The following is a 14,378-nucleotide window of genomic DNA, read 5'->3' on the forward strand; positions in this document are numbered from 1 at the left end:
GGCCGTTGGAGCCTATGGGAGGGGCCGTGTGGCTCCCGTGGTACATCAAAATAGGCCGGAGGCAACGGTCAAAATCCGGCCCCTCTGGCGTACCAGCGCAAGACCGAAGCAAGACCGAAACGGGCCTGGCAGGCCCCGGACGGCCTACGGCTTCCCGGCCTTGGCGGCGTCCCGGACCAGGCCGTGAATGAAGCCGAGCTTCTCGACCACGACCGGCGAGAGGATGAACGGATAGAGGTCGCGCATGCCCATGGCGCGGTTGACGCTGTTCATGGCGAAGGTGAAAGGCAGCCATGCGTTGACGATGGCCTCGACGTCCCTCGCATCGTAAGGGTTGAAGCGGATACGCGTCGTCAACTCCCCGTCGCGGTCCACCTTGGGCCGCACCTCCATGCCGAACTCGCTAGCCATCTCCAGGGTGTCGACGATGTGAAGATAGTGCGCCCAGGTCTCGGCGAAATCTTCCCAGGGATGCGTGGTCGCGTAGGCTGAAACGTAGTTCTGCTGCCAGTCAGCCGGGGCGCCTTCGGCATAGTGGCGCTGCAAGGCCTGGCCGTAATCGGCGGAATCGTCGCCGAACACGGCGCGGCATTCGTCCAGCTTGCCGCCGTCGCGCACCAGTACATCCCAGAAATAGTGCCCGACCTCGTGGCGGAAATGCCCGAGCAGCGTCCGGTAGGGCTCGCCCATCTCCAGCCTGCGCCGCTCGCGCTCGATGTCGTCCGCCTCGGTCAGCGCGATCGTGATCAGGCCGTTGTCGTGGCCGGTCAGGACCTTCTGCCCGCTCTGCGGATCGTCGGCGAGGAAATTGAAGATCAGGCCATGTTCGGGATTGTCCTGCCGGGTCTGGAGCGGCAGCTTCCAGCGGATCAGGGAATAGAACAGCCGGTGCTTCGCCATCTCCAGCTCGCGCCAGCCGGCGAGTTGCGCCGGATCCGACAGATCCGGCACGACGCCGTTATGGCGGCAGGCGCGGCAATAGCCGGTGGTATCGCCCGCATCCGTCAGCCAGTTGCATGCATCATGCTCGGCATTGCTGCAGAGCATGCGACTTTCGCCCTTGGTAGCCAGCGTCCGCCAGGCCCCACCTTGAGCCTCTCCGTCGGGCTCGATCGCCGACATCGTCTCCTTCTCCGGCAGGAACGCGACCCGATGGCCGCAGCGTTCGCAGGCGCGGTTCTCGAAATAGAGCACGTTGCCGCAGGCCTGGCAGACAAAAAGCTTCAAGATTTAGCCTCTTCGGAAAGGGAGCTTTTGGGAATGAAAGTTGTAGCGCCCCGGAGATACGCGCCCGGAAGGCTCATCGTTCCAAGGTTCGGAACAAATAGCCAGACCCGGCGTTCGTTCATGCCCACCACACTGCATTCGGCGACGTCTTTCTTTCCATATTTCCTTTGAGCAATGGCCATCACGCTTCGTCTGTGTGAAGATCGGTCGGCCACGTGCGCTCCCGCATCACAACGGCCACCGCCTTGAACGATCCTTTGCCCGAGACCTTCGCCGCCGAAAGGCTGCGCCAGCACCTGGAAGACGTCGCACGCGAGCGCGACAACGCCTATCGCGCGCTCCAGGAGCGCGAAGCCGAGCTTGCGCGCATCCAGCGCATCGGCAAGGTCGGCGGTCTCGAAGTCGACTTCCGCGAAGGCTTCAAGAACCGCCGTTCGCCGGAATATCTGATGCTCCACGGCCTGCCGCCGGAAGCCGCCGACGAGTCGCACGAGGACTGGGTCAATCGCATTCATCCCGACGAGCGCGACGCTACGGTGAAGCATTTCATCGACGCGCTGTCCGGCACCAGCGAGGACTACACCGCCGAATACCGCATCATCCGCCCTAACGACGGCGAGACCCGCTGGATCCGCGTCGTCGCCAAGATCGAGCGCGACACGGATGGCCGTGCCCTCCGCCTCGTCGGCGCCCATATCGACGTCACCGACCAGATGCTGGTGCGCGAGACCCTACGCGAGAGCGAGGAGCGCTTCCGGCTGATCGCCAACAGCGCGCCGGTGCCGATCTGGGTCACGAAACTCGACCGCACTCGGTCCTTTGCCAACCAGGCCTATGTCGATTTCGTCGGCCTGCCCTACGACCAGGCCATTGCCTTCGACTGGCGCAAGGTGCTGCATCCGGACGACCTGCCGCACGTGCTGCAGCAATCCGTTCAGGGCGAAGCATCGCTCAAACCGTTCGTGCTGGAAGCCCGCTACAAGAACGCCGCCGGCGAATGGCGCTGGCTACGTTCGGAATCGCAGCCGCGCTGGGACCCGACCGGCAGGCATATCGGCTTCATCGGCGTTGCCCATGACATCACGGTGGCCAAGCAGGCCGAGATCGAGCTCCGGCAGCTCAACGAGACGCTGGAAGAACGCATCGTCGAGCGCACCGCCGAGCTCGAATCCAACGAGGCGCGGCTGCGCGCGATCCTGGAGACCAGCAACCAGTATCAGGGCCTCGTCAATCTCAGGGGCGAGCTGCTTTACGCCAACAAGAACGCACTCGACGGCATCAAGGCGAGCCCCGCGGACGTGATCGGAAAGCCGCTGTGGCAGACGCCCTGGTTCAGCGCGACGGAGGGCATGAGCGCGCTGGTGCGCGAGGCCTTCGACACCGTGCTCAAGGGCGAAGCCGTGCGGCTGGAGATGCGCCTGCGCCTTCCCATCGGCGAGCGCGATTTCGAGTTCGGCATGCGCCCGGTGCTCGACCGCCACGGCAACATCACCGGCGCGGTGCCCGAGGCTGTCGACATCACCGAACGCCGCCGCGGCGAGGAAGCGTTGCGGCAATCGCAGAAGATGGAGGCGATCGGCCAGCTCACCGGCGGCGTCGCGCACGACTTCAACAATCTGCTCACCATCATCCGCTCGGCCACCGATTTCCTGCGCCGCCGCGAGCTGCCGGAGGAGCGCCGCCGCCGTTATGTCGATGCCATCTCCGACACCGTCGAGCGTGCCTCCAAGCTGACCGCCCAGCTGCTGGCCTTCGCGCGCCGGCAGCCGCTGAAACCGCAGATCTTCAACGTCGCCAGCCAGGTTGAAGGCGTCGCGCAACTGGTGCGGCCGCTGGTCGGTGGCCGCATCGACATCGCGGTGGAGGTTCACGATGGCGACTGCTTCACGGTCGCCGATATCGCGCAGTTCGAGACCGCGTTGATCAACCTCGCCATCAACGCACGCGACGCCATGGACGGCGAAGGCCGCCTTACGATAGCGGTCCGGAAAGTTCAGGGCATCCCCAACCTGCGAGCGCAATCGGCGCGCGGCGGCGACTATGTCGCGATCTCGGTCGCCGACACCGGCAGCGGCATCGCGCCGGAAAACATCGAGGCCATCTTCGAGCCGTTCTTCACCACCAAGGAGGTCGGCAAGGGCACCGGCCTCGGCCTGAGCCAGGCCTTCGGCTTCGCAAAGCAGTCCGAGGGCGACATCGCCGTGACGAGCACGCTTGGTGAAGGCGCGACCTTCACCATCTATCTGCCGCAGGCGCAAAGCCCCGCCACGGAACAGGAAGCGGCGGCGCTGACCTATGAGGCCGCGGCCACCGGGCGCGGCTATCGCGTGCTCGTGGTGGAAGACGACGACGAGGTCGGCCGGTTCTCCACGGAGCTGCTGGAAGACCTCGGCTATGTCGTCCGCCGTGCCGCCAACGCCAATGCGGCGCTCGCCATCCTCGGCGAGAACGAGTTCGCCGTCGACCTCGTCTTCTCCGACGTCATCATGCCCGGCATGAACGGCGTCGAGCTCGCCGGCATCATCCGCGAACGCTATCCGGGCCTGCCCGTCGTGCTCACCTCTGGTTACAGCAACGTTCTCGCCGAGAACGCCGATCGCGGTTTCGAGCTGATCCAGAAGCCGTATTCGGTCGAATCGCTGTCGCGCATCTTGCGCAAGGCGATCACGGCAAAGCCGTCGATGGCGCGATGAGTGTGACGATCGCGAGACGCCTCCACAGATTCCGTCATTGCGAGGAGTCCTTGCGACGAAGCAATCCAGAACTCGCTCCGCGGAGACAGTCTGGATTGCTTCGCTCCGCTCGCAATGACGGCGCAATCGCGCCGCTCCAACCCAACAGGCTTTTGAACAAAATCATAGACCGAAACTCGGCACCGAGACGCGGCAGATCGCAGACGGCGGTCCGCGCCCGCGGGGGAAGACAGCGGTGTCGGCTTCCGCTATCGCTGCCGAATGAACCGACACATCCTAGGGATCGAACGTGCCGTCTGACGCCATCCTGGCCTGGAGCATCATCGTCGCCGCGACCGCAGGCGTCATCATCCGGCCCTTTCGCCTGCCGGAGGCGATCTGGGCCGTCATCGGCGCCAGTGCGCTCGTGCTGCTCGGCCTGCTGCCGTGGCGGGATGCGCTCACCGGCATCGAGAAAGGCGTGGATGTCTATCTCTTCCTGATCGGCATGATGCTGATCGCCGAACTGGCGCGGCTCGAAGGCCTGTTCGACTACCTTGCAGCGCTCGCCGTGGAATATGCCGGCGGCTCGCCGCAGCGGCTGTTCCTGCTGATCTACATCGTCGGCACGCTCGTCACCGTCCTGCTCTCGAACGACGCCACCGCGATCGTGCTGACGCCCGCCGTCTATGCCGCGACGCGCGCGGCCGGCGCCAAGCCGCTGCCGTACCTGTTCGTCTGCGCCTTCATCGCCAACGCCGCGAGCTTCGTGCTGCCGATCTCCAATCCGGCCAATCTGGTCGTGTTCGGGGCCCACATGCCTGCGCTCACCGAATGGCTGCGCCTGTTCGCCCTGCCCTCGGCGGCCTCGATCCTGCTGACCTATGTCGTGCTGCGCCTGACCCAGCACCGCGCCCTGAAGGAAGAGACGATCGCAAGCAGCGTGCCGCATCCAAAGCTCGGCCGCGGCGGCAAGCTGACGGCCATCGGCATCGTGGCGATCGGAATCGTGCTGGTCACGGCCTCCGCGTTGGACAAGGAGTTGGGCCTGCCGACCTTCGTTTGCGGCGTGGTGACAGCCGCAATCGTGCTGCTGCTCAACCGGCAATCGCCGCTCCCCGTGCTGCGCGGCGTCTCCTGGAGCGTGCTGCCGCTGGTCGGCGGCCTGTTCGTGATGGTGGAAGCGCTGATCAAGACGGGCGTGATCGGGCAGCTCAGCGCGCTGCTGCATGAAGCCGTCGGGCAATCCGTGACGAAGGCGGCGTGGAGCGTCGGCATCGCCACCGCGGTCGCCGACAACATCGCGAACAATCTTCCCGTCGGCCTCGTTGCCGGCTCGGTTGCCGCCAGCGATCACTTGCCCGCGCCGGTCGTGAGCGCCATCCTGATCGGCGTCGATCTCGGGCCCAATCTGTCGGTGACCGGTTCGCTCGCCACCATCCTGTGGCTGGTGGCGCTGCGGCGGGAGAAGATCGAAGTCGGCGCCTGGCCGTTCCTGAAGCTCGGACTGCTGGTGACGCCGCCCGCCTTGATCGCGGCGCTTGCGGCCGCGATCTGGTAATCGCGCGCAGTTTGCGGCGCATCAATGTCGCCGCTGACGCCGGGCCTATACTGCACCTTGTCGCGCGGCCTGATACCGCGCGGCAAGGAAGGTTCATCATGCAGATCCAGTCGAAAGCATTGCCGCAGAGCTTCTCCCTGCGCCGCACGTTTCAAGGCTTCACCACAGCGGACCAGGGCCGGGGCGAAACATCCCACCCGCTATTGGTCTTTTCGGTCGTGGTGCTGCTGACCCTGTTCGCCATCGTGGAGATCGACCTGCACAGCGCACAGCTTCAGGCGATCGGCCTGCTCAGCCATGGCGCCGGGATCGATTCCATCTTCCTGAGCCCGTAGCCGTTCGCGCCGGCGCGTCCACGGGAAAAGCCCGATCGCGGCCACCACGGCCGCGACCGGGTCACGCATCGTCAATCGTTCTCGTAGCCGTAGACTTCCGGCAGGATAAAGATTGCGGCGAGCAATCCGATCAGCGGGAAGATCGCGACCATCAGCGTGGCATTCGCCTGCCCAATCGCGGCGAACACCGTCGGGAACAGGAAGATCGCCAGGAACGACGGCAGCTTCACGAACATGTAAGCGAAGCCGCTGGCGGTGCCGCGATATTTCGGCTTGGCGACCATGGTCGGGATCGTCATGCAGTTCGACGCATCCCAATAATGGCCCCACAGCATCGCGGCGGCCGCGAACGGCAGCAGGATCTTGTTGTCGGTGTAGAGCGCGAAGGCCGCGACCAACAGCGAGACCAGCACGATCGAGAAGCCCGCGATCGAGATGCCGCGGTGGCCGATCTTCGGGGTCAGCAGCGGACCGACCCAGCCCGACACGGCGGCGAAGGAGAATAGCGCCATCGTCACCAGATTGATGCCGAGCACGCTCGACACGCCGACCATCACAAAGAGCACCGGCAGGTAGAACGCGAAGGTCGAGAACTCGCTGGCCTGCGCGAAGCAGGCGATCCAGCCGTAGATCGTGGCGCGCCAGCGGATCGGATCCTTCTTGAGGTCGGCGAGGAACGCACGGGTGGAGACCTTGGGCACCTCCACGTCACGGTCCGGCAGCATGGCGAGATCGTCGTTGAACATCTCGCGCGCGACCTGCTTGGCCTCGCGGTAGCGTCCCTTCTGCACCAGCCACACCGCCGTCTCAGGCACGTCGTGCCGCATGATCAGGATAATCAGCGCCGGCAGCGCGCCGAGGCCGAGCGTCACCCGCCACAGCGTCTCGTGGTGAATGTCGAACAGCAGGAAGATCACGATGACGCCAATCGTCAGGACCTCACCGACCGCGAACATGAACTGCCAGCGGTTGCCCATGACCTCGCGCTCACCCTTGGCCATGGATTCCATGATGTAGGTGTAGCCGGTCGAGATGTCCGAGCCGAGCGGAATGCCGAGCAGGAAGCGGATCACGACGAGCCAGCCGACGCTGGGCACGAAGGCCTGTGCCAGCGCCAGCACGATGAACATCACCATCGTCACCAGGAACATGACGCGGCGGCCGATCTTGTCGGAAAGCCAGCCGCCGAGTAGTGCGCCGATCATGGCGCCGCCTTGCGTACCGGCCGCGGCGAGGCCCAGCATCAGCGGATCGGGATTGTACTGCTCCTTGATGAAGATCAGCACGAAGGCGATCGAATAGAGATCCCAGGCTTCGACCAGGATCGAGGCCATCATCAGCCAGCCGACCTTGTTGCCCTTGGGGCTGTAGTTCGTGATGAGGTAGCGGACCGCGGCTTCGCTCGCGGTCGGTTGTGGCATCGCCATCGTCGACATCTTTGATCCTCCTGAACTTTTACGTGCCGAGCAGCGGCTCGATGCTGCAATCGAGCAGGCGCGGGTCGATCCCCACCTCCATGCCGGTGAACATCTCGCCCATGTAGTCGATCAGTGCATCGCTGGCCTTCACCGCGTCCTCGACGCGACGGCTGGCGACCGCATTAAGAATAGCCAGATGATGATCGATTGTTCCTGACAGTTCCGCCTGCCCCGGCATGAACCGGTGGTGGATGTAGCCGATGCGCCGATACAGCGTGTGCAACGGCCGCAGCGTGTGCACCAGAAACGGCTCGCCTGCCGCCTCCAGCACCAGCGCGTCGATGCGGCGGTCGATGTGGTTGAACTCGTCGAGGGTCAGATTGGCGCGGCGCTCGCGCAGAAGGCGCTCGATGTGCAGCGCCTGATTGCGGTGCGAAAGGCTGGCGCGGTCGGCCGCAAGCCGGATCACGAAGCGCTCCATGTCGCGGCGCAAGGCCAGCAGCATGCGCTCGCGTGCCAGATCGATCGGCGCAATGCGCAGACCGTGGCGCGGACGGATGATGATCAATGTATCGGCGGAGAGCCGATTGACGGCGTGATGAACCGGCGTGCGGCCGAAGCCGGTGATGTGCTGCAATTCCAGCATCGTCATGAACTGGCCGGGCTTGAGCTCGCAATGGACGAGCAGCTCTTCGATCCTCTGATAGGCCAGCTCGAAGAAGTTGAGACGGTTGCGCCGGGAGGGCTTGCCCTCGCCGTCGTCGTTCCTCACCACCTCGAGCGCGCGCTTGCGCGTTGCCATGTCGTCTCTCCCCTCAGCCCGCGCCGTCGTTGCAGGGCGGCGCCTTGTTGGTGATATCCCTAAAACATGTTGTGATATATTACAAGCGAGCGTAAGACTTGGCATGCGCCCGCACCATGTTGCGGTGCGGAATGACAACAAGACGGCGCTGCGCGCGCCTGCGATGGGAGGAGTATTGCCGTGAAGATCACGTCGATCGAGACGCTGCGCACCGAAGAATTCTCCAACGTCATCTGGGTGCGCGTCCACACCGACACGGGCATGATCGGTCTCGGTGAAACCTTCTACGGCGCCGGCGCGGTCGAGGCCCAGATCCACGACACCTTTGCCGGCCGCCTGCTCGGCCGCAACCCGCTGCACATCGAGGCGATCCACCGCGACATGCTGAACCTGCCGATGGCGCAGTCGTCCACCGGCGTCGAATATCGCGCGGCGTCGGCAATCGACATCGCGCTATGGGACCTGTTCGGAAAGGTCTGCAATCAGCCGGTGCACCAGATGCTCGGCGGCCTCTGCCGCGACAAGCAGCGCATCTACAACACCTGCGCCGGCACCCAATATGTCCGCTCGACCAATATCAGCCCGGTCGCGAACTGGAATCTTGGCGCTGCCAAGGGGCCCTATGAGGATCTCGACGGCTTCATGCACCACGCCGATGCGCTTGCCGAAAACCTGCTGGAGAGCGGCATCTCGGCGATGAAGATCTGGCCGTTCGATCCGGCGGCGCAGGAGAACAAGGGCCTGTACATCACTGCCGCCCAGATGAAGCACGCGATCGAGCCGTTCGAGAAAATCCGCAAGGCCGTCGGCGACAAGATGGAGATCATGGTCGAGCTCCATTCGCTCTGGAACCTGCCGACCGCAAAACAGATCGCGCGCGCGCTCGAGCCCTACAAGCCGACCTGGTACGAAGACCCGATCCGGATGAACTCGCCGCAGGCGCTGGCCGAATACGCCCGCTGCACCGACGTCTGGGTCTGCGCCAGCGAGACGCTGGGCTCGCGCTTCCCCTACAAGGACATGCTCGACCGCGACGCCATGCACGTGGTGATGGCGGATCTGTGCTGGACCGGCGGCCTCACCGAGGGCCGCAAGATCGCGGCGATGGCCGAGACCTATCACCGGCCCTTCGCACCGCACGACTGCATCGGCCCGATCGGCTTCATCGCCGCCATCCACATGTCGTTCAGCCAGCCCAACACGCTGATCCAGGAATCGGTGCGCGCCTTCTACAAGGGCTGGTACAATGAGCTCGTCACCACCATGCCCACGATCAAAGATGGTTTCGTCTACCCGATGGAAGGCCCCGGCCTCGGCGTCGACCTTCTGCCCGCCGTATTCGACCGTTCCGATTTGACCGTGCGCCGTTCCAACGTGTGAGGATATTTTGAGATGAGCACCGCCCTCTTCGACCTTTCCGGCCACACCGCGCTCGTGACCGGCTCCTCCCGCGGCCTTGGCCGCGCCATCGCCGAGGGCATGGCCAAGGCCGGCGCCAGGATCATCGTCAACGGCGTCGATCCCAAGCGCGTCGAGCAGGCCGTCGCCGAGTTTCGCGCCGCCGGCCACCAGGCGGAGGGTGCTGCTTTCAACGTCACCGACGAGCCTGCGATCGTCGCCGCCTTCAACGACTTCGACAACAAGGGCATCGCGGTCGACATCCTCGTCAACAATGCCGGCATCCAGCACCGCAAGCCGCTGGTGGAGTTCACCACCGACGAGTGGCGCAAGGTGATCGAGACCAACCTCACCAGCGCCTTCGTGATCGGCCGCGAGGCGGCCAAACGCATGATCCCGCTCAAGCACGGCAAGATCATCAATATCGGCTCGCTCGGCAGCGAGCTCGCGCGTCCCACGATTGCGCCCTACACCGCCGCCAAGGGCGGCATCAAGAACCTGACCCGCTCGATGGCAGTGGAATGGGCCCAGCACGGCATCCAGGCCAACGCGATCGGCCCCGGCTACATGCTGACCGACATGAACGAGGCGCTGGTCAACAATACCGACTTCAACACCTGGCTGATGGGCCGCGTTCCCTCCAAGCGCTGGGGCCGACCGGACGAGCTGGTGGGCGCTGCGATCTTCCTGGCTTCGGATGCTTCGACCTATGTCAACGGCCAGATCATCTATGTCGATGGCGGCATGATCGCCGCGATGTAATCGCGAAACGCTGAGGGAGCCCACCATGCGCGCCGTCGTCATTCACGCACCGAAAGATCTGCGGATCGACCTCTATCCCGATGCAGCGCCCGGTCCGGGTGAAGTCCGCGTCAAGATCGCGAACGGCGGCATCTGCGGCTCCGATCTGCACTATTATCATCACGGCGGCTTCGGCGTCGTGCGGATCCAGCAGCCGATGGCGCTGGGGCACGAGATCGCCGGCGTGGTCGCGGCCGTCGGTGACGGCGTCGCCAACGTGAAGCCGGGCACCCGCGTCGCAGTCAATCCGAGCAAGCCGTGCGGCCAGTGCCTGCATTGCCAGGAAGGCATGCGCAACCAGTGCCTCGACATGCGCTTCCTTGGCAGCGCGATGCGCTTTCCCCATGTGCAGGGCGGCTTTCGCGAATTCATCACGGTCGATGCGGCGCAGGCCGTTCCGATCGCCGACAAGCTGTCGCTGGCGGAAGCCGCGGTCGCCGAGCCGCTCGCGGTGTGCCTGCATGCCGGCAAGCAGGCCGGGCCCCTCCTCGGAAAGCGCGTGCTGATCACCGGCTGCGGCCCGATCGGCGCGCTGATGATTTTGGTCTCGCGCTTCGGCGGCGCGGCCGAGATCGTGGTCACCGATGTCGCGGAGGCGCCGCTTGCCGTCGCCAGAAAGCTCGGCGCCACTCACGCCATCAATGTCGCGGCCGACGCCACGGCGCTCGATCCCTGGCGCACCGGCAAAGGCGTGTTCGACACGCTGTTCGAGGCCTCCGGCAACCAAGCCGCACTCCGCACCGCACTCGACGTGCTCAGGCCCGGTGCCACGCTGGTGCAGCTCGGCCTCGGCGGCGAGATGACGCTGCCGATCAACTCCATCGTCGCCAAGGAATTGCAGCTGCGCGGCACCTTCCGCTTCGATCCCGAATTCGAGCTGGCGGTGCGGCTGATGGGCGAAGGCCTGATCGACGTCAAGCCGCTGATCACGGCGACCATGCCGTTCGAGAACGCGGTCGCCGCGTTCGAGCTCGCCAGCGACCGCTCGCAATCGATGAAGGTGCAGCTGACGTTTTGAGGCCGTGCCTGAGGCCTATTGCTGCGGCTGGTTCTCGATTATGCGATCATTGACCAGCCGCACCGCGCCCCGTTTCCAGGAATAGTCCGCGCCCAGGCGCAGGCCGCTGTCGCCGCGTGCGAGCACCGCGCCGGTCCTGGCATCGCGCACCTGGAAGCCGAGCGTATATTCGGTACGGCTGACCCGCCGCACCACCCCGATCAGCGACTGATCCGCACCGAGCCCTTGCGCAATCGCCGCTTCGCAGCCGCCGCAGTCGCGCAAAGCGCGCGCCTTCACCGCCTTCTCGTTCGCGCTGCCGACATCGACGAGGCGGTAGCGGCCGGATCGGCCGAGGGCGTCGCGAACACTCCCGCTCACTTCGGCCAGATATGACGCATCTGATGTGGCCGACGCGCCAGCCGAAGCGGCGGTCGTATCCTCCAGTTCGAAATCGAACACGGCCATTGCGATCGGCGCGGGCGTGGCGAGTGCGGCCATGATCTCGCGCGACACGAAGATCTCGGCACGCTGCCATGATTCATCATTGTCGCCGCGGAAGGTGTAGAGCTTGTCCATGACGATCTTTTTGGCGCCGACGTCGATCACGGCGACCTTGGCCCATTGTACCAGCGTGCTCGTCTTCTGGATGCCGCCGATGACCTTGAACGCCGCGCCGTCCTGGGCCGACGGCGCGAGCCGGTAGCGCCGGTCTTCGCCGATGTCTTGCCGGAGCGCCGCCATGAAGGCCGCCAGCCGTCGCTCGTGGGCGGCGGTCTGGTTGGCGGGTTCAGCCGACGTATCGGTATAACTGAAATCGTCCATGGCGACGCCGATGGCGGTTTCGGCAAGCGCATAAGACGCCGGGAGGACGACAAGGAGACAGACTGACAGGATCAACCGGCGGAGGTGCATAAATGTGCCTCGTGTGACGGAACGGCGCGCCAAATCTGGACGGCGCAATCATGCCATGCAGCGGCGCCGGTCCCGGTGATGGCCGGGAAAATTTCACGACGGTGCACCGCACTCGCGCCTGGCGGCTTTGCGCCGGATGCGTTCTGCCGTTTAATGCGGGCGAGACAACCCGTTCGCACCAGGTGCCTGCCGATGTGGAACCGCCCGAGGTTCGATCTCAAAGTCCGTCTGACGTTGCGCGTGGCCGCGATATCGGCCGCCTGCTTCGCAGCCATCTCCGCCTACTTCCTGATTACGTCCGACCGCGAGGCGCATTCGCGCCTCGACGATATCGCCGCGATCGTGGCCAAGACGCTGGAGCTGCAGCAGGGCAAGATCCAGTGGGTCGCCAGCCCGCGCTCGGACTTTCCCAACCTCGATCCCGTTTCGGCCTATGTGATGACGCCCGGCCTGTGCCTGGCGTTTCGCGGCACGAGCGGCGACACCCTCCAGCGTTTCTGCAGCGGCGCGCCCGCCCCGGCGAACCCGCCGCCGCAAGCCTTCACGGCCTTCTATCGCAGCTTGTTCGACCCCGGCCGCGAAGCGGCACGGCCTGTGATCGTGCGCGGAGCGAAGCTCGGCGACGCCGTGGTCTCGGTCGAGCCGGCCGTGCAGACCGCGGAGGCCTGGCACGAGGCCGGCCGCCTGATGCTGGCGCTCGCGATCGCGCTGCCGCTGCTCTGCGGGCTGGTCTACGCCGCGCTGGCACGCGCGCTGCGCCCCACCCGCATGATCCGCACCGGCCTCGAGCGGATCGCCGCCAACGACCTCACCACGCGGCTGCCGCCGTTCGACCTTGCCGAGCTCTCCGCTATCCGCGACGGCTTCAACCATCTCGCCGAAAGCCTCGAGACCGCGCTTGCCGAACGCAGCGAGCTGACGCGGAAGCTGATCGCGCTCCAGGACGAGGAGCGCCGCCATCTCGCGCGCGAGCTGCATGACGAGTTCGGCCAGTCGCTCGCCGCCATCCGCGCGCTCGCCTCCTCTGCCCGCCAGACCGCCGCGCAGGACTGCCCTTCCCTGCTTGGCGAATGCGACGGCATCGCGCGGACCGCAACCGGCATGATGGAGACGTTGCGCGGCACATTGTTCCGGCTGCGGCCGCCCGATGTCGAGGAGCTCGGGCTCGTCGCCAGCCTCGAAGGCCTCGTCGCGGGCTGGAACGGGCGCAGCCGCGGCGAGACGCGTTTCTCGATCCGGTTCGACGGCGCATTCGAGACCCTGCCGGCCACGATCAGCGCCAGCCTCTACCGGATCGTGCAGGAGGCGCTCACCAACGCCGCCAAGCATGCCGTCGCCACGCGGGTCAGCCTGGAATTGACGATGGGGGCCAGCGCGATCGCGCTTGCGATCGACGATGACGGACGCGCGAGCGATCCCGCCGCGAAATCCGGAATGGGCCTGCTCGGCATGCGCGAACGGGTCGCAGCCTTGCGCGGCCAGTTGAGCTTCGAGGCCGCGCCGAACGGCGGCTCCGCACTGCGCGTGGTCATTCCGCTCGCAGCCGCCGATCGGCCGCCGCTGGAGCACGCCGCATGAGCGCGGCCGACGCGACCATTCTGCTGGTCGACGACCATTCGGTCGTCCGCGAGGGCTATCGCTCCGTGCTCCAGAAGCAGCCGGGATTGCGCGTCATCGCCGAAGCCGCCGATGGCGCCGAGGCCTACCGTCTCTACAAATCGGAGGCACCCGACCTCGTCATCATGGACCTGAGCATGCCCGGCATCGGCGGCATCGAGGCGGTCAGGCGCATCAGGCAATGGGACAAGGGCGCGAGGATCCTGGTCTTCACCATGCACGAGAATGCCGGCTTTGCCGTGCAGGCGATCCGCGCCGGCGCCAGGGGCTACGTCACCAAGACCAGCCCGCCGGAGACGCTGGTGCGCGCCGTGATGGACGTGCTCGCCGGCAAGATCGCGATCAGCCCCGACATCGACCATGAGCTCGCGTTGAGCCGGCTCGCCGGGGAAAGCTCTGCCGCCGACGTCCTCACGCCGCGCGAGTTCGAGGTGCTGCGGCTGCTGCTCGCCGAAAACACGACAGAGGAGATCGCCGAGACGCTCCATGTCAGCCCGAAGACGGTGGCGAACCTGCATTCCATGATCAAGGACAAGCTCGGCGTCGGCTCCGACATCGAGCTGGTCCGGCTGGCGCTGCGCCAGGGAATCTTGACGGAGGTCGATCTCGGCGAGGCCTGATCGTGTCCGCTCCGG

General features: G+C 65.6%; 13 protein-coding genes. 8 read left to right on the plus strand and 5 right to left on the minus strand.

Annotated elements, in window-relative coordinates:
* Positions 1-144 precede the first annotated feature (144 nt).
* Positions 145-1,227 (minus strand): putative zinc-binding metallopeptidase, encoded by a 1,083-nt coding sequence (locus tag BRA471DRAFT_RS22525; RefSeq protein WP_007611416.1) that lies wholly within the window; start codon positions 1,225-1,227, stop codon positions 145-147.
* On the minus strand, positions 1,224-1,442 hold the full coding sequence (locus BRA471DRAFT_RS38415) for a hypothetical protein (protein ID WP_157234090.1): 219 nt from the start codon (positions 1,440-1,442) through the stop codon (positions 1,224-1,226). Before BRA471DRAFT_RS38415 ends, BRA471DRAFT_RS22525 begins: the two co-directional genes overlap by 4 nt.
* Here BRA471DRAFT_RS38415 and BRA471DRAFT_RS22530 point away from each other — a divergent pair, their 5' ends adjacent.
* The 3 genes from BRA471DRAFT_RS22530 (at position 1,443) to BRA471DRAFT_RS22540 (ending at position 5,795) form a co-directional block, all read left to right on the plus strand.
* Positions 1,443-3,920: a PAS domain-containing sensor histidine kinase gene (locus BRA471DRAFT_RS22530; protein ID WP_007611417.1), complete on the plus strand. Its 2,478-nt coding sequence runs from the start codon at positions 1,443-1,445 to the stop codon at positions 3,918-3,920.
* Positions 3,921-4,209: 289 nt separating this feature from the next.
* Entirely contained in the window at positions 4,210-5,460 is a 1,251-nt protein-coding gene (locus BRA471DRAFT_RS22535; protein WP_007611418.1) for an arsenic transporter, read from the plus strand.
* Positions 5,461-5,558: 98 nt separating this feature from the next.
* The gene (locus BRA471DRAFT_RS22540; RefSeq protein ID WP_007611419.1) at positions 5,559-5,795 is read left to right on the plus strand and encodes a hypothetical protein; all 237 of its coding nucleotides are present in this window, start codon (positions 5,559-5,561) and stop codon (positions 5,793-5,795) included.
* Positions 5,796-5,866: 71 nt separating this feature from the next.
* Here BRA471DRAFT_RS22540 and BRA471DRAFT_RS22545 read toward each other — a convergent pair whose 3' ends face one another.
* The gene (locus BRA471DRAFT_RS22545) at positions 5,867-7,231 is read right to left on the minus strand and encodes an MFS transporter (protein ID WP_007611420.1); all 1,365 of its coding nucleotides are present in this window, start codon (positions 7,229-7,231) and stop codon (positions 5,867-5,869) included.
* A gap of 19 nt (positions 7,232-7,250) precedes the next feature.
* Positions 7,251-8,015 (minus strand): GntR family transcriptional regulator, encoded by a 765-nt coding sequence (locus tag BRA471DRAFT_RS22550; protein WP_007611421.1) that lies wholly within the window; start codon positions 8,013-8,015, stop codon positions 7,251-7,253.
* 180 nt (positions 8,016-8,195) lie between these two features.
* Here BRA471DRAFT_RS22550 and BRA471DRAFT_RS22555 point away from each other — a divergent pair, with 180 nt between their 5' ends.
* Genes BRA471DRAFT_RS22555 through BRA471DRAFT_RS22565 form a run of 3 tightly spaced genes read left to right on the plus strand, consistent with a single transcriptional unit; the run spans position 8,196 to position 11,232 of the window.
* Entirely contained in the window at positions 8,196-9,395 is a 1,200-nt protein-coding gene (locus BRA471DRAFT_RS22555; protein WP_007611423.1) for a mandelate racemase/muconate lactonizing enzyme family protein, read from the plus strand.
* 12 nt (positions 9,396-9,407) lie between these two features.
* Positions 9,408-10,175, plus strand: a complete 768-nt coding sequence (locus BRA471DRAFT_RS22560) for an SDR family oxidoreductase (protein ID WP_007611424.1) — start codon at positions 9,408-9,410, stop codon at positions 10,173-10,175.
* A gap of 25 nt (positions 10,176-10,200) precedes the next feature.
* Complete coding sequence (locus BRA471DRAFT_RS22565; protein WP_007611425.1) at positions 10,201-11,232, plus strand: L-idonate 5-dehydrogenase; 1,032 nt, start codon at positions 10,201-10,203, stop codon at positions 11,230-11,232.
* Between the two features lie 15 nt (positions 11,233-11,247).
* On the opposite strand, the gene BRA471DRAFT_RS22570 is transcribed toward BRA471DRAFT_RS22565, so the two are convergent.
* Entirely contained in the window at positions 11,248-12,126 is an 879-nt protein-coding gene (locus tag BRA471DRAFT_RS22570; protein ID WP_007611426.1) for a DUF3280 domain-containing protein, read from the minus strand.
* A gap of 192 nt (positions 12,127-12,318) precedes the next feature.
* Here BRA471DRAFT_RS22570 and BRA471DRAFT_RS22575 point away from each other — a divergent pair, with 192 nt between their 5' ends.
* Both BRA471DRAFT_RS22575 and BRA471DRAFT_RS22580 read left to right on the plus strand, forming a co-directional pair.
* Complete coding sequence (locus BRA471DRAFT_RS22575) at positions 12,319-13,704, plus strand: HAMP domain-containing sensor histidine kinase (RefSeq protein ID WP_007611427.1); 1,386 nt, start codon at positions 12,319-12,321, stop codon at positions 13,702-13,704.
* Positions 13,701-14,363, plus strand: coding sequence for a response regulator transcription factor (locus BRA471DRAFT_RS22580; protein WP_007611428.1), 663 nt, complete (start codon positions 13,701-13,703; stop codon positions 14,361-14,363). Before BRA471DRAFT_RS22575 ends, BRA471DRAFT_RS22580 begins: the two co-directional genes overlap by 4 nt.
* The last annotated feature ends 15 nt before the right edge of the window (positions 14,364-14,378 follow it).

It is taken from the genome of Bradyrhizobium sp. WSM471 (assembly GCF_000244915.1).
Lineage (GTDB): Bacteria > Pseudomonadota > Alphaproteobacteria > Rhizobiales > Xanthobacteraceae > Bradyrhizobium.